20 protein-coding genes and 1 pseudogene are annotated in these 24786 nt (G+C 62.5%); 3 read left to right on the forward strand and 18 right to left on the reverse strand.

Annotation, left to right across the window (positions count from 1 at the left end; translation table 11 throughout):
* Positions 1-28: 28 nt before the first annotated feature.
* From G3N58_RS13320 to G3N58_RS13335, 4 genes are all read right to left on the reverse strand, one after another.
* Positions 29-1228: a CaiB/BaiF CoA-transferase family protein gene (locus tag G3N58_RS13320; RefSeq protein WP_167042382.1), complete on the reverse strand. Its 1200-nt coding sequence runs from the start codon at positions 1226-1228 to the stop codon at positions 29-31.
* 96 nt (positions 1229-1324) lie between these two features.
* Positions 1325-2143 (reverse strand): enoyl-CoA hydratase/isomerase family protein, encoded by an 819-nt coding sequence (locus G3N58_RS13325; RefSeq protein ID WP_205999368.1) that lies wholly within the window; start codon positions 2141-2143, stop codon positions 1325-1327.
* Complete coding sequence (locus G3N58_RS13330; protein ID WP_205999369.1) at positions 2053-2937, reverse strand: amidohydrolase family protein; 885 nt, start codon at positions 2935-2937, stop codon at positions 2053-2055. Before G3N58_RS13330 ends, G3N58_RS13325 begins: the two co-directional genes overlap by 91 nt.
* Complete coding sequence (locus G3N58_RS13335) at positions 2937-3971, reverse strand: NAD(P)-dependent oxidoreductase (RefSeq protein WP_205989847.1); 1035 nt, start codon at positions 3969-3971, stop codon at positions 2937-2939. The genes G3N58_RS13330 and G3N58_RS13335 overlap by 1 nt, the downstream gene beginning before the upstream one ends.
* A gap of 196 nt (positions 3972-4167) precedes the next feature.
* On the opposite strand from G3N58_RS13335, the gene G3N58_RS13340 reads away from it, so the two are divergent.
* Complete coding sequence (locus G3N58_RS13340) at positions 4168-5112, forward strand: 2-hydroxyacid dehydrogenase (RefSeq protein WP_167042390.1); 945 nt, start codon at positions 4168-4170, stop codon at positions 5110-5112.
* 133 nt (positions 5113-5245) lie between these two features.
* Here the strand turns inward: G3N58_RS13340 and G3N58_RS13345 are convergent, their stop codons facing one another.
* The 9 genes from G3N58_RS13345 to argS form a co-directional block, all read right to left on the reverse strand.
* Entirely contained in the window at positions 5246-6334 is a 1089-nt protein-coding gene (locus tag G3N58_RS13345) for a porin (RefSeq protein WP_167042392.1), read from the reverse strand.
* Between the two features lie 144 nt (positions 6335-6478).
* Positions 6479-7714 carry an MFS transporter gene (locus tag G3N58_RS13350; protein ID WP_167042394.1) on the reverse strand — a complete coding sequence of 412 codons (1236 nt, stop codon included), beginning with the start codon at positions 7712-7714 and terminating at the stop codon, positions 6479-6481.
* Between the two features lie 916 nt (positions 7715-8630).
* A complete protein-coding gene (locus G3N58_RS13355; protein ID WP_205989848.1) occupies positions 8631-9518 on the reverse strand; it encodes a GntR family transcriptional regulator in 888 nt (295 codons plus the stop codon).
* 306 nt (positions 9519-9824) lie between these two features.
* A complete protein-coding gene (locus G3N58_RS13360) occupies positions 9825-11411 on the reverse strand; it encodes an ABC transporter substrate-binding protein (protein ID WP_167282332.1) in 1587 nt (528 codons plus the stop codon).
* 327 nt (positions 11412-11738) lie between these two features.
* Entirely contained in the window at positions 11739-12557 is an 819-nt protein-coding gene (locus G3N58_RS13365) for a helical backbone metal receptor (protein WP_205999370.1), read from the reverse strand.
* Positions 12558-12560: 3 nt separating this feature from the next.
* The gene (locus G3N58_RS13370; protein ID WP_205999371.1) at positions 12561-13334 is read right to left on the reverse strand and encodes an SDR family oxidoreductase; all 774 of its coding nucleotides are present in this window, start codon (positions 13332-13334) and stop codon (positions 12561-12563) included.
* A gap of 14 nt (positions 13335-13348) precedes the next feature.
* Positions 13349-13987, reverse strand: a complete 639-nt coding sequence (locus G3N58_RS13375) for a thiol:disulfide interchange protein DsbA/DsbL (RefSeq protein ID WP_167282339.1) — start codon at positions 13985-13987, stop codon at positions 13349-13351.
* 167 nt (positions 13988-14154) lie between these two features.
* On the reverse strand, positions 14155-14970 hold the full coding sequence (locus G3N58_RS13380) for an SPOR domain-containing protein (RefSeq protein WP_167042406.1): 816 nt from the start codon (positions 14968-14970) through the stop codon (positions 14155-14157).
* 60 nt (positions 14971-15030) lie between these two features.
* Positions 15031-16821, reverse strand: a complete 1791-nt coding sequence (gene argS, locus G3N58_RS13385) for an arginine--tRNA ligase (RefSeq protein WP_167042408.1) — start codon at positions 16819-16821, stop codon at positions 15031-15033.
* A 449-nt stretch (positions 16822-17270) separates the two neighbouring features.
* On the opposite strand from argS, the gene G3N58_RS13390 reads away from it, so the two are divergent.
* Positions 17271-17597: a DUF1840 domain-containing protein gene (locus G3N58_RS13390; RefSeq protein ID WP_167042410.1), complete on the forward strand. Its 327-nt coding sequence runs from the start codon at positions 17271-17273 to the stop codon at positions 17595-17597.
* A gap of 183 nt (positions 17598-17780) precedes the next feature.
* Here the strand turns inward: G3N58_RS13390 and G3N58_RS13395 are convergent, their stop codons facing one another.
* The 3 genes and pseudogenes from G3N58_RS13395 to G3N58_RS13405 form a co-directional block, all read right to left on the reverse strand.
* Entirely contained in the window at positions 17781-17990 is a 210-nt protein-coding gene (locus G3N58_RS13395; RefSeq protein WP_167042413.1) for an acid-shock protein, read from the reverse strand.
* Between the two features lie 201 nt (positions 17991-18191).
* Positions 18192-20918: pseudogene (gene metH / locus G3N58_RS13400) on the reverse strand (methionine synthase); the annotation flags it as partial.
* Between the two features lie 79 nt (positions 20919-20997).
* Positions 20998-22068 (reverse strand): homocysteine S-methyltransferase family protein, encoded by a 1071-nt coding sequence (locus G3N58_RS13405; RefSeq protein ID WP_205999372.1) that lies wholly within the window; start codon positions 22066-22068, stop codon positions 20998-21000.
* 620 nt (positions 22069-22688) lie between these two features.
* Between G3N58_RS13405 and G3N58_RS13410 the strand changes: the two genes are divergently transcribed.
* Entirely contained in the window at positions 22689-22916 is a 228-nt protein-coding gene (locus G3N58_RS13410) for a hypothetical protein (protein WP_167042419.1), read from the forward strand.
* Positions 22917-23151: 235 nt separating this feature from the next.
* Here G3N58_RS13410 and G3N58_RS13415 read toward each other — a convergent pair whose 3' ends face one another.
* Both G3N58_RS13415 and G3N58_RS13420 read right to left on the reverse strand, forming a co-directional pair.
* A complete protein-coding gene (locus G3N58_RS13415) occupies positions 23152-23409 on the reverse strand; it encodes a DUF3567 domain-containing protein (protein WP_167042421.1) in 258 nt (85 codons plus the stop codon).
* Between the two features lie 447 nt (positions 23410-23856).
* Positions 23857-24786: DUF3108 domain-containing protein (locus tag G3N58_RS13420; RefSeq protein ID WP_205999373.1), on the reverse strand; the 930-nt coding region annotated here is incomplete at its 5' end.

The raw sequence follows: 24786 nt of genomic DNA on the forward strand, positions 1-24786 counted from the left end.
CCAGTTTTTTGCAGTCGTCATTCACGCTTCAGATGGCTTTCGCTGTTCTGAGCCGTTCGATGCGATCATCATCCAAACCGAGTTCGTGCAGGATGTCAACGGTGTCGGCGCCCAGGGTTCGCGGCGGAAAATCGACCGAGGGATCGTTCCCGTCGATCTTCACGCCGGTCCGCACCAGATGCAGGTCACGATCGACGCCGGGCACGTTCCTGAATTCGCCGACCATGCCGCGTTCCGCAATCTGCGGTTGGGCAAGCGCCTGCGACACCAGGTAGACGGGCCCGGACGGAACGTCGACGTCGTTGAGCAGATCGCACCACTCATCCGCTCCGCGGGCGGCGAGGGCCTGTTCCAGTTCATCACGAAGTTCGTAGCGGTTCTTCAGGCGAGCATGACGTTCATGGAAACGCTCGTCCGTATAGAGGTCCGGACGTCCTACGGTCCTGCAAAGCGCTTCGAACTGTTCCTGCTTGTTGGCGGAGATATTCAGCAGGCCGCTACCGGTCTTGAAGGCACCCGACGGGCTGGCCGTAATGTTCTCGTTGCCCATCGGCGCGGGTTCTTTTTTTGCAATGAGCATGTTCGACATGGCCCAACCCATCGAGACCATGGTCGACGCCAGCATGGAGACATCCAGGTACGTACCGCCCGTTCGATCGGGTTGTGCCAGCGCGGCCGCCACCGCAAATGCCGCGGTCAGACCGCCGACCGTGTCGGCGACGGGATAGCCGACCCGGTAAGGTGCCGTGTCAGGCGCCCCGGTGATGCTCATCACGCCCGACATGCCCTGGATGATCTGGTCGTAAGCCGGACGCGCCGCGAGAGGACCGTCCTGCCCAAACCCGGTGATCGCGCAGTAAACCAGACGCGGATTGACTTCGAGAAGATCCTTATAGCCGATGCCCAACCGGTCCATTACGCCCGGACGAAAGTTCTCGACCACGACATGGGCGCTTTTGACGAGCGTGCGGAAGATCTCCTTTCCCTCAGGGTGCTTGAAGTCGATCGTGACCGAGCGCTTGCCGGCATTCTGGGCGAGATAGGAGATGCCCATGCCTCGCTTGACGAGTTCGGGATCGGCGCCGAGTTGACGGGCAAGATCGCCGCCTTTCGGATTTTCTACCTTGATGACTTCCGCGCCGAAGTGCGCCAACTGATGGCAGCAGAAGGGGCCTGACAGCACGTTGGTCAGATCGAGTACGCGAAAGCCTTTAAGAGGAAATGACATGATGAATATTCTCTGCAGATTATCAGGAGTCCAATGCTGCGCGAATTCAGCGGCGACTTCTCGACCGGGCGCTTTCGAAGTCAATTGACTGACGTTTTACGGAGTAGCGATGCGGCTCTTGATGCGTGCCGCGACGTCCTGTCCGTAATTCAGCGCGGCACGCCAATCCGTCGTAAATTCAGGGAGTTTTGCAAGCGCATACTTGGTCTCGTTCAGGACCTGGCGATCGAATTGGCCGATCTTGCCGGCCAACTCTCGCACGCGCGAATCGAGGTTCCCGGCGGGAATCACCTCATTGAGCAGCCCCCATGAAAGGGCAAGCTCGGCGTCGACCGGTTCCGTGTTGAAAAGCATCCATCCGAGACGCTTCCGGTTGAGTCCGGACAAATGACTGGTGGCTGCCGACATGCTCGCAAACGCCGCGGATTTCAGTTCGGGCAATCCGAATCGGGCATGTTCGCTGCCGACGGCCAGATCGCAAGCGTTCACGAGATTGACGCCGTAACCGAGCGCAAGTCCGTTGACTGCCGCGATCACCACGCCGGGAAACTCGCGGATCGCCATGGCCAGATCGATGCCTTCCTGGGCTGCGGTGTCCTGACGGCCTTCGGCGAGAAATTGCGCGCGCTCCTTGATGTCCACGCCGCAGCAGAACCACTGATCCGAGCCGGTGATGACGACCGCGTTGACGTGTCCCGCAAGCGTTTCCAGCGCGGCTAGCAGGTCAAGGCGCGCGGACTGGTTCATCGCATTGCGCTTCTCCGCGCGGTCGATACGCAGATGGGCCCAGGTTTCGTGTTTCGACACGACGATATAGGACATGCTTACCGCTCCTGTGAACCGCTTGAAAAGCCATACAGCGCGATCGGGTTGTCGACCAGAACTTTTCGGATCAATGCACTGTTCGGCGCCCATTCGCCGAGAAGATCGAGCAGGCGGGCATCGTTCGGCATTGGTTTTTCGCCGACCATGGCAGCGGGATGGGGCCAATCCGTTCCCCAAACGACGCGCTCGGGAGCGGACGTCAGCCATTCGGTCACCATGCGGCCGGTATCCGCATAAGAGGGCGCACCATCGAGGCTATCGTGATAGGCGCCGGAGAGCTTCATCCACGTCTTGCCTTTGTCGACGAGCCGGCGCAATACCGCGAATACTTCGTGGGATAGGCCGGCCGGTTGAGGGACGCGGCCGAGATGGTCGATCACGACAGGCACCGGGAGAGCCGCGAGATATTTTTCGAGCTGAACGTACGCGGCGCCGAGCGTGTGTACCTGAACGTGCCAACCTAGGGGTTCGATACGGCGAGCAAGCGCTTCGAGCTGATCGATGTTGGCGCCAGCGGGCCGCGAAAGATTGAATCGAATGCCGCGAACGCCGGCGTCGTGCATTGCACGAATGTCCGCGTCGGGCGTTCGGGAATCGATAACCGCCACACCGCGAGCGTTGTCGCCGAACTGTTTCAGTGCGTCGACCAGACAGCGGTTGTCCGTGCCATAGCTGGACGGCTGCACGACGACGCTGCGGAAAATTCCGAGTCGCTTCTGCAGGATTCGATATTGAGCGACTGTTGCATCCGCGGGGCGCAAGCTCGTTTCCGGGTCGTAAGGGAAGCGATTGTCGTAGATATGATGATGACAATCGACGCTCAAGGGCGGCACTGACAGCGTGGCCGGCTCATCTCCCGCGGTCCATGTCGGAAGATGGGTCATCACGATTCCTTCTTCTGAATGGCGGCGCCCGGGTTGATGCCGATCCGTTCGAGACGGTAGGCACTTTCCAGATTGACCGAGCCGGGCGGAATCTCTCTTGCGGCCAGCGCGGAGATCTGTCGAACCGTATCCATCGTTTGGTGTTCGCGCGCTTCGGCGGTCATGCCGCCAACGTGCGGCATTGCGATCACGTCCGGACGCCCGATAAAACGCGACGATGGCTTCTGGTCGGCAGCGCGACCGACGTCGAGACCTGCGCCACGCAAATGACCCCGATCCAACGCCGCTTCGAGCGCATCTTCGTCGACGAGCTGGCCGCGAGAGAGATTGAGGAAGCTCGCCCCTTGCTTCATGCGATCAAAGGCCGATGCGTTAAACAGATTCTCGGTTTGTGGCGTTGCGGCGGCTAGACATACGACGAAGTCGGAAGTGGACAGCACTTCGTCGAAACTGGCGGCCATATTGCCGAGCTTCGTCGGGTCCGCGAATGGATCGGATACTTTTACGGTCATGCCGAGTTGGCTTGCGAGCGCGGCGAGGCGAGCACCGATGACGCCGAACCCCACGATTCCGATGGTCGATGTACTGACTTGCAGACCTTTGGCAAGCGCGGGTTCTTCTCCGAGCGCATAGGCATGTCGCGCACGGGATACGCCACGCGCAAGATCGAAGATCATCGCGAGTGCCAACTCGGATACCGCCGTACCAAACCCGGCGCTGGCTCGGGTCACGAGAATGCCGCGCTCGCTTGCGGCGGGAATATCGACCGTGCTGATATCGACCGCGGCCCGGCAGAAAGCGATCAGGTCCGGCGATGCTTTGAACGTCTCCGACAAACCATGTGACGAGCGGTGAGCGAGGATGATCTGGCAGCCTTGCGCCGCTTCGGCGAGTTCTATCCCTTGAAGCACGCGGCCCGTGTCGTTCATGACGACGTCGACAACGCTTCTGAGTTTTTCAAGTCCGGCCGCGCTGTAGTAGCTCGCAAGCTCATAGTCCGTGTATGTAAGGAAAGCCTTAAGTCTGCCCGTCATGACTGATCATCCTCCAAAGTAAATGCGCTGTTCCGGTATGGCGTAGCCGCGGATCGCAACTGCTCCGGAATCCGGACTACATCGTCATTACGCAATCGATAGGTGCATACGTTCTGATTAGGTAGTATGCTAACACTGAGAGAGAAATGTGGGTACATTTAGATCGTCTTTCTTTAACCAACCAGAGGTCTTCGCTATGGCACATCGATTGCTGATTCCCCAAGGTGCATTGCTTCCGGCGCTTCAGGCGCGTCTGGAGAAAAAGTACGACGCTCGCATTCTCCCCGCGGCGGCGCAGGATCAGGAGAGTTTCCTCAAGGCTGAAGGCGAAGGTATCGAGGCTCTCGCAACCAATCCGAAATTCGGGGCGCGCGCCCCGCTTCTGGATGCACTCCCGAATCTCAAGGTCGTGTCGAGTCTCGGAGTGGGTCTGGATGGACTGGACCTGGAATTGCTGCGCAAGCGCGATATCGCCGTCGGTTATACGCCGGAAGTACTCAACGATTGCGTGGCAGATATTGCATTCGCACTGCTGTTGGACGTCGCTCGCGGCATCACGAAAGCCGATGCGTTTGTGCGTCGTGGTGACTGGTATAAGGGCGGTTTCCCCATGACCACGCGTGTTTCGGGAAAACGCCTCGGTATCATTGGCATGGGGCGCATTGGTTCGGTGATCGCGCGCCGGGCGCTCGGCTTCGACATGGAGGTTCGCTATCACAATCGCCGCCCGGTCGAAGGAAGCCAATTTCAATACGCTTCGACACCCGTCGAACTGGCTGAGTGGGCGGACTTTCTCGTGCTGGCAAGTGCTGGCGGCGCCGCGACGAATAAGCTCGTATCGACTGACGTGCTGAATGCGCTCGGGCCGAAGGGTTATTTGATCAACGTTTCGCGTGGCTCGGTGGTCGACGAAAAGGTACTCATCGAATACCTTCGCGACGCGCGCATTGCAGGCGCGGGTCTCGACGTGTTCGAGCAGGAGCCGGGCGTGTCCGCCGAACTGGCAAGCCTCGAGAATGTCGTGCTGACTCCCCATGTGGCGAGCAATACGGTCGAGACTCGCGCCGCGATGATGCAACGCGCAGAAGACAATCTCGATGCGTTCTTCGCGGGTAAAGGCGTGGTCAGTTCCGCACTGTAAGTTGCGGTTTAGGTCTGGAAAATATGACGCAGGAACAATGGCCCAGGATTGGGCCATTTTTCTTTCTCCAGAAAAAAGCGGGTTCGAATTTTCGGATTCGAACCCGCCAACGGCACGACTGCCGAACGCTGCTTCAGAAGCGCGTGATCATACCTAGTACAAAGGACGTGACGCTACCGCCGGGTTTGGTGGGCAGTCCCGCTCCTTGTGCGCCCGCCATCGAGAATGTCGCGCTGCTGCCATTGCGGACATGTCCTGCGCCGACATAGACGCCGGTTCTTTTCGACAGGGAGTAGTCGTAGCGAATCGCGTAGGTGGTGGAGTCCCCGGAACTATCGCCGAGTCGCTTGTATTGACCGAAGTCGAGCAGGAACACGCCAGGACCAATATGGCGGATCAGCACGGACAAATCATAGAAGTTGTTATTCGGGTTCTGGAATGTCGCCGTGCTGGCACCGGCCACGTTCTGACCACCGCGATGAGTCTGGAAGATGATGGAGGGTTGAATCCAGTCAAAGTCGTACATCATCGCTGCCATCACATAATTGCCCTGGATGGTCGTCGTACCCGCGGTCACGGGAGTCGTCGTGGCTGCACTTTGTTGAAGGTAGTTCAAGTCGGCGGAGAACTGGCCAAGACGATAAGCCAGACCTACGGAAACCGTTCTACCCAGCGACGCGGGAAGCGTCGGATCGCCATTCGAACCGTTGGAATAGCTGGCGCGCAACGTCAGTCCGGCAAATGTCGGCGAGTTGTACCGTATGGCATTGCTGTTTCGCGTCGTCCCGACAAAGAAGTAGTTGTTCGATGCATTGCCCCAGCCGAAGGTGGAGAGGGGACCCTGAGCAAACGTGATCAAGGTCGTAAAGAAAGGCGTGTAATTCAATCCGAACTGGATTTGACCAAAGGGTCCGTTCAAGCCGACCCACGCTTCGCGACCGAAAAGATTCCCCGAACCCGCAATGGATCCCGTGGTGGGATTGAAGCCATTTTCGAGCTTGAACAGGGCCTTGTAGCCGCCCCCGAGGTCTTCAGAACCCAACATTCCCCAAACCGATGGAGCCACATTGCTGCTATCGAGTCGGGTTGCACTGCTACCGGCGGCATTCCCCGTCTGGAGCGATACATCGGCTCGGCCATAGAGCGTGACAGAACTTTGCGACCATGCAGGAAGGCTGGCGCAGCAGGGTACCAGGCTGCAGGCCAGAATCCATTTCTTCATGACAATCTCCAAATATATTATGAGTAGTTCTACTAATGGAAAAGTGTGTTCTTGTTTAATTTGTACGGGCGTTACTCTTTCCAATCGGGGAGCGAGAAGCGCGAAATCAGCTCAGTGCGTGAAGGCGTGCGCCGCCGCTTTTCGTCAGGCGGTGGCAGGCTTGTGGCGCAAGAAACAAAGAATGATCGCTCCACAAAGCGGGCCGGCTGCGAGCGTGTCGATGGCAAGGGAGAACGAGTGGGTACTTCCGTACACGGCACCGACTGCCATTGGCGCGATTACGCTGCCGAGTTGCCACACGGCATTGGTGAGGCCAGATGCGGCGCCCGCGGCCTTCGTACCGGATGCCTCGGTGAGAAGCACATAGAGCAGCGGCGTATAACCGAAGGCGGCTGCTCCGAGAATCGGCGCAACGAGGTAGAACATGGTTTCCGTCGTGCAGCGGCCAAACACGACCAGAAGCGCGGAGAAGCAGAGGAGACAGACGATGGGCAGATACTTGCCGGAACCGTGCCCGAGGAAGTCTCTGAACCAGCCGAGCAGCGGCTTCGAGATCATCGCGCCAATACCGAACGCTGCCAGGATCGCTCCCGACGTAATGGGCGAAAGGCCGTACTGCTTGGTCATCAATGCGTTCCCCCAGGCGCCGAATCCGACGGTCGCCCAGAATCCCGCGAAGCCGGCAAGGGCGACCAGGATGAGATTTCGATTCATCAGCAGTTCGCGCACTTCGCTTCGTGTGATCGACGGCGTCTTCGTTTTCGTCGGACTATCGCGAAGCATTGCGAAGCAAACGAGACCCCAGACGAAGGTCACGATACCCAGCAGATGAAACGCGCTGGACCATCCGAAGTTCTTCGTAATCGTAGGAACGGTCGCGTTGCTCACTACAACGGCAAGAGACGTTGCCGTGCCGTAGATACCCATTGCGAGGCCGCGCTCGCGGTCGAACCAACTGGCGATGATCTTCATTCCCGCGGCATAGTCCGCGCCGGCGGTCACGCCCATCACGATCTGCAGTGCAATGCCTGTCATGAGCGAATTGGCGTAACCGAAAGCAAAGGTCGATAGTCCAAGCGGCAGAAGTGCAAAAGTGAGGGTGCGTCTTGCCCCGATGGTATCCGTCAGCAAACCTCCTGCTACGTTCGCAACGACGTACCCCACATAAAACGCGGTCACGAATGCTCCCAGCATCCCGACCGAGAGCCCGAGGCTCTGGCCCACCGAGGCCGCAACGCTGCTCCACGCGACGCGGTCTACATAACTGAGCATGAACGCCATCCAGGCGGCAAACAGTATCGCCCAGCGGTATTTCGGCGGTGAATCTGTCCTTGGTTGAGCTTCAGCATCGAATCGCGCAGTGAGGTTGCCTGTTTCCATGTGTACTCCGAGACATTGGGGAATTGAACGCTTTCAAATAGCTTCTGCGGCGTGTCCTGCCAACTTCGACGAGTGGCAGTGGACATCGTGTGCGGCGGGTGAAAAATGGATGCACTTTTCATGTTGCAAGTACACTTTTTCAAAAACAACATGTCAACAGAAACTTTGAAGTGGATACATTTTTTGGGGGTCATCGGAGATCGACAGGCTAGAAAACTGATTTCTCCAGAAAAGCGATATGCATCTATTTGATATTGTTTTTAAAGGGAAAATTAATTTTTTGACGTAAGGATTTTCACCGTCAGACCACCAAGAATGGCCCGATTAGGTATTTTCCCGGGGATGACTTCTATAGACCGTCGCGGCTCGATTGTTCGAGTGATGCACGATAAATGTATGCAGAATTCGAGGCAGGTCGGTTTTTAATGTGGGTGCAGTGTCGATGCGAAAAGTGACCGGCATGGCGTTCGCGTGTACTGATTCGAGCGGCTCGTTGAGCCTCGTCAGGACGTAAGCCGGTCGTAATTTAGCAGGCGATGCTTCAGGGTGCTTTATGCGTAGCTGGCGAGCCTGGTGAATTGGCTACTCACCAAATCGTATGGTGCGCACCGAAGCGGACGACGTATCCAGTGGGAGTCAGCGAAACGTGAAATTGCGTGAGGGTTATCGGCATTGCGGCGGGAGACGGGCGGCGAATGCGTGACGACCAGGGTTGGGGCCCTGGTGTTGCAGCCCTGGATGGAGACCGTATCGACGACGGTCGAACGGGAGAAATCCGCCGATGCCGCGAAAGATCATTACGGCACGGCCACCGAGAGGCGTGCCCGCTACAAGCCAAAGCCAGGCTACGCCCCTTGTCGCGTTCCACAGCGCAATGCATCCGCCGTCGGCGCCGGCGGTATGCTTGCGCCTCGGCTCAGGTCCGTGTCCGCTTCCGGGCCGTAGAGCGCGCGGGCAAACCGGCACCTGCGACGAACGACGCGCTTGTCGAGTCCGCGGCTGCCGTACCGGCCTGAAGCGTCAACTTCAAGGCTTGGCGAATCGCCCGTGGTTCATAGCTGGGATCGATACTGGCGATGACCCCCAAAGCATTCCGCGCGAGCTGGCGGCTTGCCGCGTGAACGGCCTGGTCGGCGGAGCCCTCTTCGAAGGCGATCACCACGTCGCGGTGCTCCTCTTCCGACGCCAGCCAGGACTGCGGCGCCGAGCGCATATGCAAACGCCGCGCTCGCTCCGAACGCGACCAGCAATTGTCGATCGAATCCTTGATGATCGGTCCCGCATGCATGACGAGCATCCGGTGAAAGTCGATATGCAGATGCTCCCACTCGTCCTGCGTGCCATCGTGCAGAGGCGAGCGATCGTTCATCTGATCGAGATGCGCTGTCAATGCTGAAATCTCGTCGGCGGACATCAGCGGCACGGTGAGCGCTATACCCAGCGACTGCATGAGAATCCAGGTCGCGTAGACCGAATCGACTTCCTGCGACGTGACCTTGGTAACCCGAGTCCGATGCTGGAACTGCGCATCGACGAGATTCTCGGCCTGAAGCATCCGCAATGCTTCGCGAACCGGCGTGCGGCTTACGCCATACCGCCTGGCAATATGGACCTGATTCAGAATGTCGCCGGGAGCGAGTTCGCCGCTCAGGATGTCGCGTCTGACACGCCGGTAGACATCGTGCAGATCACCTTCCGTCGGGAGCTTTTGCTTGGCCGTTTCGCCATGGATCGGCTCGGGCTCCAATACCAGGGGAGGTGTTTTTTCGGCCCTCAACGCTGAATTTGCGCGCGCTTTGCTCACGTGTACACAGTCCGATTGGTTTGGCATGCCTGGCTGGATGCCCGGTACGCGGCGACACTGTACGTCCCGACAAGATGAGGATGGGTTGCCTGCGTCTCCTGTGCGCCTCTTCGCCGACGGTATCGACGACAGCCGCCTGATCGATTATAACGCCCGCCGATACCGCCGAAACGGCGGCAGGGACAGATCCGGCGCGGCACATGCCGGCGGGGTCGGAGCGTCCCGCATCAAGCCGAAACGCGGCAATAAAAAAGCCGGCCCATGAAGGCCGGCTTCCCCGTTGCCGCTTTCAGCCGCGCGACGAAATCACTGCACCGCCACGGCTCCGAAATTCTGCCGCCCGAATGGACTCACGCGATAACCGCTCACGTTCGTCCGCGTGATCGCCGCGGCAGTCGGATAGCCAAGCGGAATCCACAGCGCTTCGTCGTGGATGATCTGCTGCGCGGCTTCATACGCTTTCGTGCGCTTCGCGATATCGGACGTGGCCTTGCCGTCGGCGATCAGCTTGTCGAGATCCTGATCGCAGAAGCGCGCGAAGTTGATGCCCGACTTCACCGCGTTGCAGCTAAAGAGCGGCGACAGATAGTTGTCCGGGTCGCCGTTGTCGCCCGCCCAGCCCATGAACAGCGAATCGTGCTGCCCTTGCTTGGCCTGCTTGATGAGCTCGCCCCATTCGATCACCTTCACGTCCGCTTTCACGCCGATCTTCGCGAAGTCGGCCTGCAACAGTTCGGCGCCGGCCTTCGGATTCGGGTTCAGCACACTGCCGTTCGGCCGCACCCAGATCGTCGTTTCGAAGCCGTTCGGATAGCCCGCATCGGCGAGCAGCTTCTTCGCTCTCGCCGGATCGTACGGCCAGCCCTTGATCGAGTGGTTGTAGCTCCACGTGTTCGGCGGATACGGATTCACGGCCGGCGTCGCGGTGTTGTCGAACACGGTCTTCAGATACGTCGTGCGGTCGAACGCCATGTTCAGCGCGGCGCGCACCTTCTGGTTGTCGAGCGGCTTCTTCTGCGTGTTCAGCGCGACGAAGGCCGTCATGAACGCGGGCGTTTCGACGATCGCGAGCGATTTGTCCTGCTTCGCCTCGGCGAGATCCTGCGGCTTCGGCGACAGCGCGATCTGGCATTCGCCCGCCTTCACCTTCTGCGCGCGCACGGTCGCATCGGGCGTGATCGCGTAGATCAGGCGGTCGATCTTCGGCTTCGGCCCCCAGTAGGTCGGGTTCACGTCGTAGCGGATCACCGCGTCTTTCGTGTAGCTCTTCAGCACGAACGGGCCCGTGCCGATCGGCTTCGCGTTCAGGTCGACTTCCTTGCCGGCCTTGTGCAGCTGGTCCGCGTATTCGGCCGAATAGATCGACGCGAAGCCCATCGTCAGGATCGAGATGAAGGTCGCATCGGGCGCGTTGAGTTCGAACTTGACGGTGTTGTCGTCGACCTTGCTGATCGACTTGATGAGCTTCGGCAGGCCCATCGACTGCGCATGCGGAAAGCCGCTCGCGCCTGCGACCTTGTGCCACGGGTTGTTGTCGTCGAGCATGCGGTCGAACGTGAAGACCACGTCGTCGGCGTTCAGCGCGCGCGTGGGCTTGAAGTAGTCGGTGGTCTGGAACTGCACGTTCGGGCGCAGATGGAACGTGTAGGTAAGGCCGTCGGGACTCACTTCCCATTTATCCGCGAGCGCGGGGACGACCTTCTTCGCGGCTTCGTCGAACGAGACCAGCGAGTTGAAGATCACGTCGGCCGAGGCATTGGTCGTGACGAGCGAGTTGAACTGCACGACGTCGAAGCCGTCGGGGCTCGATTCGGTGCAGACGGTCAGCGGTTTGGCGAGCACGAGCGCGGGCGCCGTGAGCAGTAGGGCGGCTGCGAGCAGTTTGAAGCGCATAGGATCTCCGATGACGAGCGCAGTCAGGCAGTGCGTCTGGTTGTGTTTATGCGGTGACGCGGGATGGGCGCGGGCGTCGCCACGATTGTGATACGTTCCCGGCGCTGCCCTCAAGTGCCTCGGACCGGGCGATTCCGGGGCCCCTGGGGCTCCGAAGCCTTGCCTTGCTGGCGGCGCGCCTTCGCGAAAGCTTATCGAAGGGGCCGGATGGCGACAACAACTTAATCCACATATTCATATGGGGCCGGGGGCTGGCGCGGTGTGCCTGAACGTGCCGCACGTACCGCGACGCGTGTGGCCAGGCTCAGGCAGGCAATCCGCCAACGCTCAAGCCGCCGCCGCATGGCGCAGCAGATAGCCGATGCCGTCGATCGCGCGCACGCCGTACCACGATGTCATCTCGCCGTCGATCAGCTCGATGCGCTTGCCGGCGAGGCGCGGATCGCGCGCGAGCGCATCGCGATGCGCGGACGTGAAGCGATACGGCTCGCTCGATAGCAGCACGCGGTCGACCTCGCCGAGCCACGGCGCGTCGTCGAAATCGAGCGCCGGATAACGCGCCGCGCCCGCGCTGCCGCCTCGCACGTCGGGCAGCGTGTGCCAGTTCACGAGCCGCAGCGTCGCGGCGATGTAGGTGTCGCGCGCGACGCTCATCCACGGTTCGCGCCAGATCAGGTACAGCACGTTTTGCGCGGCGAAGCTGCCCGCGGCGGCTTCCCGTAGACGCGCTTCGAGCGCGCCGGCAAGGTGCCGCGCTTCTTCTTCGCGCCCGAAGATCGCGCCGAGCAGGGCGTAGAGCGCGAGGTTGTCGCGCGGTGTTTGCGGATGGGTAACGACGATGTGCGGCACGAACGCGCGCAATTGCTCGACGGTGCCGCGCTCGTTTTCGTCGATATTGACGATCAGGTGGGTCGGGCGCAGCGCGCGGATCGCGTCGAGCTTGACGGTCTTGGTGCCGCCGACTTTCGGCACCGCGCGCACCTTGTCGCGCGGATGCACGCAAAAGCCGGTGCGCCCGACGATCTGCCGCTCGAGGCCGAGCGCGAACAGCGTTTCGGTGAGGCTCGGCACGAGCGAGACGATGCGCGCAGCGGCGCCCGCTGGAGTGTGCGCGACGCCGGTTGCATCGACCGCACGGGTTGGCATGGTCTACTCGGCGGCGGCGCGCGGCTTGCGCGGCGCGCGTTCGAACACGCGGTCGTAGAGCCAGCGCGGCAGCACGTGCAGCAGCATCGCCACCACGCGCATCTGCCACGGAAACACCGCGAACGAGGTTTGCCGCTCGACCGCCCGCGCGACCTTTGCCGCGAAACGGTCCGCGTTCATCAGAAACGGCATCGAGTACGGGTTGTGCTCGGTCATCGGCGTGCGGATGTAGCCGGGCGCGATCGTGACGACGCCGACGCCCTGCGGTCGCATTTCGACGCGCAACGCTTCGAGATACTTCAGCGCCGCCGACTTCGACGCGCTATACGCGCCCGAACCCGGCAAGCCGCGCACGCCCGCGACGCTGGCAATGCCGACCAGCGTGCCGCGCCGCTCGGCCGCCATCGCGGCGGCGAACGGCTCGAACGTGGCGACCATGCCGAAGTAGTTGATGTCCATCACTTCGCGGAACGTGCGCAGATCGCCGTGACCGGTCAGCGCGCCGCGGCTGATGCCGGCGTTGGCGATCACGACGTCGGGCTGGCCGTGTTGCGCGATGAACTGCGCGGCCGCTTCGGCGAGCGCTTCCGCGTCGCGCACGTCGACGGGATAGATCGAGACGGTGTTGTGGGGATGGGACTGCCGGAAGGCGGCGAGCGCGTCGCCGCGGCGGGCGACGAGGCCGAGAATCGCGCCGCGCCGGGCATATTCGCCGGCGAGCGCGAGGCCGATACCGCTCGAAGCGCCGGTAATGAAAACCTTCAGCGGTGAAGTCATTCCGGCGCCCGTGATTACATCTTCTTCGCGCGGATTTGCGAGACGAGATAGTCGAGCACCTGGGTCGTGCCCGGCAGGCTGTTGGTCGCGGCCGGACCGGTTTCATACTTGCCCTGCACCGCGAGCGTCGGCACGCCGTCGATCTTGTAGTCGTCGAGCAGCTTCTTGTCCTTCTGCAGCGCGCTTTGCGTCGAGAACGAGTTGTATGCGTCCATGTACTTCTTCGGATCGACGCCGAGCTTCGAGAGGAATTTGACCTGGTCTTCCGGCGTCAGCAGATAGTCCTTGTTGACGTGGATTTCGTTGAAGACCTTCGGCGTCAGTTCGTTGGCGAGACCGAGCGCGTCGAGCGCGTGGAACATCTTCGAATGCGGGATGAAGTCGTCGCGGAAGGCGACCGGCACGCGGCGGAACACGACGTCCGGACCCTGCTTCTTGACCCATGCTTCGAGGAACGGGTTGAATTCATTGCAGTGCGGGCAGCCGTACCAGAAGAACTCGGTGACTTCGATCTTGCCGGCCGGCACGTCGGTCGGCTGCGGCGAGGCCAGCACCGTGTAGTCCTTGCCGGCGACCGGCGCGGCCGGCGACGCGTGCGCCGTGGCGGCGACGAGTCCCAGCGAGAGAAACAGAATGCTCAGCAGTTTTTTCATTTGAGTTGACCCAGGTAGGCGGTAGAGCGGTGACGCTGCGCAAATGCCCGTCACCGTTATGCGGATTCGGCGTGGCCGCTATCTTATGCGACGCGGCCATCGTGCTTGTGACACGCGCCGCGCGCCGATAGTTCGGCGGCGGCGCGTGGGCCGGCGTTACGGTGTGTTCATTGCTTGGTGAAGCGGATCACCGCGGTATCGACACCGGCGTCCGACAGACGCTGGCGGCTCGAATTCATGTCCTCGAACTTCGCGAACGGCCCGATGCGCACGCGGTAGTAGGTCACCCCGCCCGCGTCGCGCTGCGTCACCTTCGACTCGAAGCCCTGGAACGCGAGGCGTGCGCGCTGCTGTTCGGCGTCGGCGGCGGTCTTGTACGCGCCCACCTGCAGGAAGTAGCCGGTGTTCGCGTCACCCGGGGCCGGCGCGGCGGTCGAACCCGCCTTGGTGTTCGCGGTGCTCGTGGTGTTCGCGCTCTTCGGCGCGGAGCCTGCCGCCGTCGCGGCCGGCGTGCCCGCTGCCTGCGGTTTTTTCACGGGCGCCGGTGCGGCGATCTCGCCGCCGCCGTTGTCCTGCGCGGGCTTCGGCGCGACCGCGGTGCCGTTCGCATTGCCGGCCGACGGCGGCACTTCGACGATCTGCGGCTCTTCGAGCATGCCCGACTGGGTCTGCGCATTGGTCTGACCCGGCGCGGTGTTGGGCGGCGCCGGTTGCGCGGCCTGCGGCACCGGCTGGCCCGGCGTCTTGCCTTGCAGCGGACGGTTCGGGTCGTATTGCGCCTGGCTCGCGCCGTTGTCGGTCGCGGCCGGCGGCGCGACCTTCGAGACGAACGGGGTCGGCGCACGGGTGATATACAGCGCCACCACGACCGCGATCGCCAGGCCGACGATCAGGCCCAGCACGATACCGAGAAACGTGCCCCCGGTTTGCTTCGACTGCTTTGTTGTGCGGCGTGGTTTTGCCATCGTACGAATCACCTGCAAAAAGAATCCAGGAACGGCCGTCGATTATAACGACGGCCGCATACATGTTGCGCCGGGGAGTTACATCTTGACGGGGACGGAGACACCGATCGTCGCGAGACCGTTGGCGAGCACCTGGCGCGTGGCCGCGAGCAGCGCGACGCGTGCGTTGCGTTCGGCCGCATCGTCGACCAGCACGCGCTCGGCCCGGTCATTGTAGAACGAGTGGAATTCTCCGGCGAGGTCGCGCAGGTAGAACGCGACCGCGTGCGGCGCGAGTTCGTCGGCGGCGTGTTGCAGCATGTCCGGGAACTCGGCGAGCTTGTTGAGCAGCGCCATCGCGCGTTCGCTCGCGAGCGGCGCGAGGTCGACGCTCGCGAGCGCGCTCTCGTCGAGGCCGTAGCGCGCGTTGCACTCGGCGATCACCGAGCAGATGCGCGCATGCGCGTACTGCACGTAGTGGACCGGGTTCTCGTCGTTCTGCTTCAGCGCGAGGTCGATGTCGAACACGAATTCGGTGTCCGCCTTGCGCGAGATCAGGAAGAAGCGCACCGCGTCGCGGCCGCGGCGAATCGTTTCCTCGTCGATCAGATCGACAGCCGCTTCCGAGCCCGGCGTCGCGCCGCCCGACCATTCGATCAGGTCGCGCACCGTCACGTAGCTGCCCGCGCGCTTGGAGATTTTCACCTCTTCGCCGTTGCGCATGACCGTGACCATCTTGTGCAGGATGTAGTCGGGGTAACCCTTCGGAATGCCGATGCCGAGACCCTGCAGGCCCGCGCGCACCCGTGCGATCGTGCCGTGGTGGTCCGAGCCCTGCACGTTGATGACCTTCGTGAAGCCGCGTTCCCACTTCGCGACGTGATAGGCGACGTCCGGCACGAAGTACGTGTAGGTGCCGTCGGTCTTGCGCATCACGCGGTCCTTGTCGTCGCCGTCGTCGGTGGTGCGCAGCCACAGCGCGCCTTCCTGCTCGTAGGTCTTGCCCGCGGCGATCAGCGCGTCGACCGTTTTCTCGACGCGGCCTTCGGTGTACAGCGACGATTCCAGGTAGTACTGGTCGAACTTCACGCCGAATGCCTGCAGGTCCATGTCCTGCTCGCGGCGCAGATACGTCACTGCGAAGCGGCGGATCGCCTCGAGGTCTTCGACGTCGCCCGCGCCGGTGACGGGTGCGCCGTCGCTCGCCTCGACCGTGACGCCGTTCAGGTAATCCTTCGCGATGTCGGCGATGTACTCGCCGTTGTAGGCCGACGCGGGCCAGCCGGCGTCGCCGGGGGCGAGGCCGCGCGCGCGCGCCTGGGTCGACAGCGCGAGCGTGTGGATCTGCACGCCGGCGTCGTTGTAGTAGAACTCGCGATGCACGTCCCAGCCCTGCGAGGTCAGCACGTTGGCGAGCGCGTCGCCGAGCGCGGCCTGGCGGCCGTGGCCGACGTGCAGCGGGCCGGTCGGGTTGGCCGACACGAACTCGATCAGCACGTGCTTGCCGGCGTCGCGCCGCGAGCGGCCGTAGGCGTCCTGCTCGGCGAACACAGCGGCGATCACGCCCTGTTTGGCCTGGGCCGTGAGACGCAGGTTGATGAAGCCGGGGCCCGCCACTTCGGCGGTTTCGACGAGGCCCCTGGCTTGCGGGTGCGCAAGCAGCGCGTCGACGATCTGTTGCGCGAGCTGGCGCGGATTGGCGCGCAGCGGCTTGGCGAGCTGCATCGCCACGTTGCACGCGACGTCGCCGTGCGCGGCGACTTTCGGGCGCTCCAGCGCGATGGCGGGCGGGACGAACGTGGCTTCGGTCGCGCCTTGCGTGGCCGTCGCGACCTGGTTCACCGTCTCGGCGAGCAGGGTTTCGAGTGTGTGTTTATGTGCGGGCAGCATGCGTGTTGCGAGTCCAGTGAGGCAATCCGGTAAGGCGGAAGAGGCGCCGGCCGCGGCCGGTGTCGGCCGCATGGAAGGCGCGGCGGCAAGTGACGCGGCGCTCATGTCGACCGCCGGCGGCGGCTTGACCCGTGGCGTAACCGCGGGGGGTATCCGCGATGCGGTGGGTCACGCGCGGCGGCTCGCCGTCGAGTTGTCGAGCGTGGCACGGGCGTTGCGGCTCGTCGCCTGGCCACCCTGGCCACGCGCTTGCGCAGGCTCGTCGCGCTTCGTTGCACGCGGCGCCGGGCGGCGCGCTTTTCCGTTCAGACGGATTTTAGCAGGTGCTAATATGTTCAATGAGATGCCTGTCACGGGCCGAGGCCGCCGCGACCGCACGGCGAGTCCACGTGAGGCGCGTGTTAGTGCCGCTCGCGCGTCAACTCCATATAACGACAAAGGGAACAGTTATGTTGATTACTTTCAAATGCCACGCCAGCCCTGACGTGATGATGCTCGAAAATCTCGCCCAGTATCTCGTCGGCATTGTCGGCAAACGCCTTGGGGAGCGGGGCGTCATCACTCACGAGGAACTGGGCAGCGCGATCGAGAAGCTTGAAGCGGCGATCACGTTCGACAAGCAGGAGCGCGCCGAGCACGATGGCCATTTCCACGAGCACGAGGACGGCCACGAGCATCACGAGATTCCGCCGGGACTCGCGCAGCGCGCGTATCCGTTCCTCGACATGCTGCGCGCGGCGCAGAAAGAAGACGCGGACATCGTTTGGGGGCTTTGATTCGAGCTGCCAGGTGAACAGGGCGGCGGTGGCTGCTGCGAATGGCGCGGCGGCGTAGTTTCCGGCCGCGGCTGAACGCCGGCACAGATTGCCGCCCGCAACAAAAAGAGCCCGCTCGATGCGGGCTCTTTGCCATTCCCCGGTTCCGAAGCGGGGCTGCCTGCTGTTTGCCGCTGCGGCCGCCTACTGGCTCGCGGACTCAGCCGGTGCGGCTGCCGATGCCGCCGCGCCTTTCTTCTTCTTGCTCTTCTTCGGCTTCTTCACGTGTTTCTCGGTGGGCGGCGAGTACGAACTGACCGCGCTCGAGCCACCCGGCGCGGCCGGCTGCGCGAGCGCTACGGAAGCGCCCGCGGCCAGCGAAACGGCAGTCAATAACAGCGTCAGCTTCTTCATACGATTTTCTCCGTTGACGGTTGCAATCTGGATGAGCCGGCGCGTTTTGGCCGCGCCTGACAGGGTGAAAGCCGACTCAGTCTACAAAGCCGAAAATTCGGCGGGCGGAAATATTCAGCCTTTCGGGGCCGATATAGTGGGGGCGCCGCACCGGGTCATGCGGCGGCCTGCCCGGTGCCCGGTCATGCCATGCGCCGCCGCTTACAGCAGCGGCGCCAACGCGCGTTCGGCGTCCGTCTTCGACAGCGCCATGCGCTGCGCGTAGTCCTCGAGCTGATCCGCGCCGATCTTGCCGACCGAGAAATAGGTGCTGTCCGGATGCGCGAGATAGAAGCCCGAGACGCTCGCGGCCGGCAGCATCGCCAGCGATTCGGTCACGCTCATGCCGATCTCGTCCGCTTGCAGCACCTCGAACATGTCGCGCTTCACCAGATGGTCGGGGCAGGCCGGATAGCCCGGCGCCGGGCGGATGCCGCGATACTTTTCGGCGATCAGTTCGTCGTTCGAGAGGTTCTCGCTGTTCGCATAGCCCCACAGGTCGCGCCGCACGCGCGCATGCATCGCCTCGGCGAACGCTTCGGCGAGGCGGTCCGCGAGCGCCTTCAGCATGATCGCGCTGTAGTCGTCGAGGTCCTTCTCGAACTGCTTTTCCTTCACGTCGACGCCAAGCCCCGCCGTGACCGCGAACATGCCGATGTAATCGGCCACGCCCGAGTCCTTCGGCGCGATGAAGTCGGCGAGCGAGCGGTTCGGCCGCATGACGCCATCGACCACGGGCCGCACGCTCTGCTGGCGCAGATTGCGCCATGTCAGCGCGACTTCGCTGCGCGATTCGTCCGTGTAGATTTCGATGTCGTCGTCGTTGACCGTGTTGGCCGGCAGCAGCATGATGACGCCGCTCGCCTGCAGCCAGCGGCCCTGAATCAGGCGCGCGAGCATCGACTTGCCATCCGAGAACACGCGCCGCGCCGATTCGCCGACGATCTCGTCGTTGAGAATCGCCGGATACGGACCGGCGAGGTCCCAGGTCTGGAAGAACGGACCCCAGTCGATATAGTTCGCGAGCTCGTTCAGATCGAAGTTCTTGAACACGCGCCGGCCGATGAATTTCGGCTTCACCGGCTGATAGCTCGCCCAGTCGATCCTGGTCTTATTGGCGCGCGCTTCGGCGAGCGTGACCATCGGCTGCGCTTTCTTGTTGGCGTGCTGGTCGCGGATGCGGGTGTAATCGGCGTTCAGTTCGTCGATGTACTTCGTGGCGCCCTCGTCGGACAGCAGGCTGGAGGCGACCGACACCGAACGCGACGCGTCCGGCACGTAGACCACCGGCCCTTCGTAGTGCGGCGCGATCTTCACCGCGGTATGCACGCGCGAGGTCGTCGCGCCGCCGATCAGCAGCGGAATCTTCTTCACGCGGAAGTAGTCGTCGCGCTGCATTTCCGAGGCGACGTAGGCCATCTCTTCGAGGCTCGGCGTGATGAGGCCGGACAGCCCGACGATATCCGCGCCCTCAACCTTCGCCTTCGCGAGGATCTCGTTGCACGGGACCATCACGCCCATGTTGACGACTTCGAAGTTGTTGCACTGGAGCACGACCGACACAATGTTCTTGCCGATGTCGTGCACGTCTCCCTTCACCGTTGCGATGACGATCTTGCCCTTCGCGCGCACGTCGCCGCCGGCCGCCGCGAGCTGGCGCTTTTCTTCCTCGATGAACGGGATCAGATGCGCGACCGCCTGCTTCATCACGCGCGCCGACTTCACGACCTGCGGCAGGAACATCTTGCCCTGGCCGAACAGGTCGCCGACGATGTTCATACCGTCCATCAGCGGGCCTTCGATCACGTTGATCGGACGGCCGCCCGCCGCGGCGATCTTCGCGCGCACTTCCTCGGTGTCTTCCACGATGAACGTGGTGATGCCGCTCACGAGCGCATGCGCGAGGCGCTTTTCGACCGGCTGGTTGCGCCACTCGAGGTTCTCTTCCTTCTTCGCGGCGCCGGTCTTGAACTTGTCGGCGATTTCGAGCAGGCGGTCGGTGCCGTCTTCACGGCGATTCAGCACCACGTCTTCGACGCGCTCGCGCAACTCGGGATCGAGTTCGGCATACACGCCGAGCTGGCCCGCGTTGACGATGCCCATGTCCATCCCCGCCTGGATCGCGTGATAGAGGAACACGGTGTGAATCGCCTCGCGCACCGGGTCGTTGCCGCGGAACGAGAACGACACGTTCGACACGCCGCCGCTCACCTTCGCGTACGGCAGGTTCTGCTTGATCCAGCGGGTTCCCTCGATGAAGTCGACCGCGTAGTTGTTGTGCTCCTCGATGCCGGTCGCGACCGCGAAGATGTTCGGATCGAAGATGATGTCTTCGGGCGGAAAGCCGACCTCGTTGACCAGAATCTCGTACGAGCGCTGGCAGATTTCCTTCTTGCGCGCGAACGTGTCGGCCTGGCCTTGTTCGTCGAAGGCCATCACGACGCTGGCCGCGCCGTAGCGGCGAATCAGCTTCGCGTGATGAACGAACTGCTCCTTGCCTTCCTTCAGCGAGATCGAGTTGACGATCGCCTTGCCTTGCACGCACTTGAGGCCCGCCTCGATCACATCCCACTTCGACGAGTCGATCATGATCGGCACGCGCGCGATGTCCGGCTCCGAGGCGATCAGATTCATGAAGCGCACCATCGCCGCTTTCGAATCGAGCATCGCCTCGTCCATGTTGACGTCGATCACCTGCGCGCCGTTTTCGACCTGCTGGCGCGCGACCGCGAGTGCTTCGTCGAACTGGTTGTTCAGGATCATTCGCGCGAACGCCTTCGAGCCGGTCACGTTGGTGCGTTCGCCGACGTTGATGAAGAGCGTCCCGGACGTGACGTTGAACGGCTCGAGGCCGGCAAGGCGCATGGTGTGATCGGTCATGGCGTGGGTGCGGGTCGGGTGCGTGCGGTACCTGGATTAAAGGGCGAGCGGAGCGTCGTGCCTGTGCGCGGTGCGTGGCGGCCGGGGTTCAGGCCGCGTCGCGGTACTGGTTCGGCCACTTGCGCGGCTTCAGTTCGGCGAGCGCCTTCGCGATGGCCGCGATGTGCTCGGGCGTCGTGCCGCAGCAGCCGCCCGCGATGTTCACGAGGCCCGCTTCGGCGAATTCCTTGAGCAGGCCCGAGGTATCGGCGGGCAGTTCGTCGAAGCCGGTGTCGCTCATCGGGTTCGGCAGGCCCGCGTTCGGATAGCACGACACGTAGGTGTCGCAGAGCTTCGCGAGTTCGGCGACGTACGGGCGCATCAGCGCCGCGCCGAGCGCGCAGTTCAGGCCGAACGTGAGCGGCTTCGCGTGACGCAGCGAGTTCCAGAACGCCTCGACGGTTTGCCCCGAGAGAATGCGGCCCGAGGCGTCGGTGACGGTGCCCGAGATCATGATCGGCAGACGCTCGCCGGTGTCCTCGAACAGTTCGTCGAGCGCGAACAGCGCGGCCTTGGCGTTGAGCGTGTCGAAGATCGTTTCGACGAGGAACAGGTCTGCGCCGCCGTCGAGCAGCGCTTTCGCCTGCTCGTAGTAGGCCGTGCGCAGTTCGTCGAAGGTCACGTTGCGCGCGCCCGGATCGTTGACGTCGGGCGAAATGCTCGCGGTCTTCGGCGTCGGTCCGATCGCGCCGGCGACGAAGCGCGGCTTGTCGGGCGTCGAGTATTTGTCGCACGCGGCGCGCGCGAGCTTCGCCGATTCGAGATTCATCTCGACGGCAAGCGACTCCATGCCGTAGTCGGCTTGCGCGACCGTGGTCGCGCCGAACGTGTTGGTCTCGATGATGTCGGCGCCTGCCGCCAGGTACTGCTCGTGAATCTCGCTAATGATCTGCGGCTGCGTGATCGACAGCAGTTCGTTGTTGCCCTTGATGTCGCGCTCGTAGTCCTTGAAGCGCTCGCCGCGATAGCGGGCTTCGTCGAGCTTGTAGCGCTGGATCATCGTGCCCATCGCGCCGTCGAGGATCAGGATGCGCGAATTCAGCAGCGCGGGCAGCGCCGTGCCGCGCGTGTAGGCGGATTCGGAACGGACTGGCGTGACGGTTTGGGCAGGCTGGTTCATGGCGGACGGGGGCTTGCGCCGGCGTTGGCGGGAAACCCGTCATTGTAGCCGTTGACGGGCGGATGCGTCTGGCGCGGGCGCTGGGCGCGCGTTATGTGGCGGGGGAGACGTCGCGCAGGTGTGAGGTGCGGGTGGCGGTCGTTAATTGAACGGCAAGGATGGTGAGTGCCGCTGACGCATCGGCCATGCGTTTGATGTGCGGCCATTATTGAGATTCGCTAATTCTCGTCGATGCTATAAAGGCCGCCTTACAACATTTCGTCTGAGGGGTTCCACGTTGCATGCCTACGGAACGGTGGGGGCGATGAAGGGACGTCTTCGGCGCATGACATGCGCGCTAGCGTATATCGCCTCGTCGCTTGTCGGAGGCTGGTTTCTTGGAGCGTTTATCTCCCATACCTCGCTATGGATTCCAGCGTGGCTATGGCATGCGATGCGCGCTGCCGTTTGGGCAAGCGGCATTGTCGCAATGTACGACGAAGACGACGTTGAAACGCTTTGTCTCTTGGCGCTAACGATTGCGTGTTGGGTCGTCGTCGCGCTCGTATTGGGCGCCGCATGGTTTGCGGTTACCCGTTGCATTCGAAAGCGGCGAGCGTAATTCTTTTCTTCCCAATCAAATGAGCACTATTTTGCGTATCGTCTTTGGCGCCGCTTCAGGTGCAGGTGCGATGACGGTCATCGTGTGGGGCGGCCTGTATTTATATGGCGTCCTGGCACTTCACGGTGTTGGAAGTCTGTTCGACACGAACCCCGAGGCAGCCAATATCTTCTTCTGCGCGTGGTTCGTTCTTACGGCTGTCGCAGCGATCGCTGGCGGCTATATAAGCCGGGCTCCAAAAAAATGACGCGACGTGCGAGCCGCGACATCGCGCAACAGGGTGTTGGCGGTTGAATGGCTGCTGGCCGATCCGGTCTGCCTCGGACGTAGCGAGTCTGAGGCAGTGTCGGTGGAGTGCGGGCCGACACCGTCCAGTCCAATGCAGGTTCGCTCTACGCGAACGCGGAAATTCATACCAAAAGACGATAGCGATACCCAAGGCCGGATCACCTTGGATTCGTGAAGAACCTCGGTGAAGAAGCTTAGTGAAGCACCACGGGCTGATGCATGAGACTGTCGAATTGCCCGAGGAATTCATCGACCTCGTCGAGCGACGGCTCGCCTGCGATCAGTTGCTGGACATGTTCGCGAAAACGCGCCGCCAGTGCACCGTCGATATAGATTTCGCGCTGCATGTTCTTGTCGACGATCTCGTAGCCGCCCGACTTCATGGCCAGCAGGCCTTCCTGCGGCGGAAACTCGACGACGCAATAGTTGGGGCTGTTGTAGATCATTTGCATGGCGACACTCCTTATTTCCGTTGGGCTTCCGCCCTTTCTGCACCATAGGTGGAGCATGTGTGATGGAATTCAAGGGGTGGGTCCGGATTGACGCTCGTGCGACGCGGGTAAAAATTCCGAACCTAACGGTTAGACCGGCCTCTCCAGAAACGATTCAAGTCATGCGGAAAATCGATGGGATCGCCCGATGGACGCGGGATGCGCGGCATCGGGCAGCTTGTGAAGCGGGCGCCTTCGAGCGCGTCCGCTGTCGCCTGTGTGACAGCAGGCGGCGTGCCCGTATCTGCCTGGATCGTGGCGACACGCCATCGTCAGTGTAGGGCATCGGATCGCTCCGTGTCTGCCGCGCGGAGCGAAATTTTTCGTTGCCTCGCAAACCATCGCGAAGCGCCCGGCCCCCCGGCCTGTGCCGGGTTGGATCGGCGCATGGCCCCGGCCCGACCGCGCTCAGGGCTTGATGATTTCGGGTGTGCCCGAATCGACCGGTGCGGCGGGCGGCGTTCCTTGCATCACTGCCGATGCGCTCGCGGGCGCGTTGTCATCAGACGAGACGGGTGTGCTCCCAGGCGGAACGGAAGCGGTGCCACTATTGCGGTCCCCATTCGGCGACGCGCCCTCTAACCCGAGCTTGCCGCGCCACACGAGTTCGAATTGCGTGCCGTTCGGCTCCGTTTGCAGGATGCGCGCGGGCAGCCAGCCGAGCGACGGCGCGAGCCATACGTCGATGCGGCGCTGATCGCCGTCGTGGCGCGGCAGACGTTTGAAATGGCGCGTCTCGAGATAGCCTTGCGCCGCGCGAATCGTTTCGTCGCCGATGGTCTCGATCGGCCAGTTCTCGCCGCTGTCGTTATCGACGACAAAAAACTGTCGCGTGACGCCGGGCTTATAGGCATCGGGATCGCCGCGCACGAGACTCGCGAGTTGCATCACGACGCTGAAGCGATCCTGTGCGCCGTCGGGCAGCGGCAGCGTCAAAGGTGTGCGCGTGAAGGCGATTTTTTTGTCGGCGCGATTGAAGATCGCAATGTCTTCCGCACGGCGGCCGCGTTTTTCGCTGTACTGCGCGGGCGCGAGGCCGAACGCGTCGATGCCGCCGTGGCTCGCAAACACGAACGGCCCGACGAACGGCAGCGGCACCGACACGATCATTTCGTAGCCCTGTGCGTTGCTGGCCCAGTGGATCGTGCCGGGCTGATTGCGCACGCCGTTGTAGAACGTGTCGTATTCGAGTTCGGCGGACGGCGGCACCGAAAACTTCACGCCCTTCGACGCTTGCGGCGCGCTGGCCGCGGCAGGAGCGCTCGCCGCGGCGTTCGCATTGGCATTGGCGCCTGCATGGGAGCCGGCCGCGGCGGCCGGCGCGCTCGCCGCCGCTGC

This window comes from Paraburkholderia sp. Ac-20342, assembly GCF_017104985.1.
In the GTDB taxonomy this organism is placed as follows: Bacteria; Pseudomonadota; Gammaproteobacteria; order Burkholderiales; family Burkholderiaceae; genus Paraburkholderia.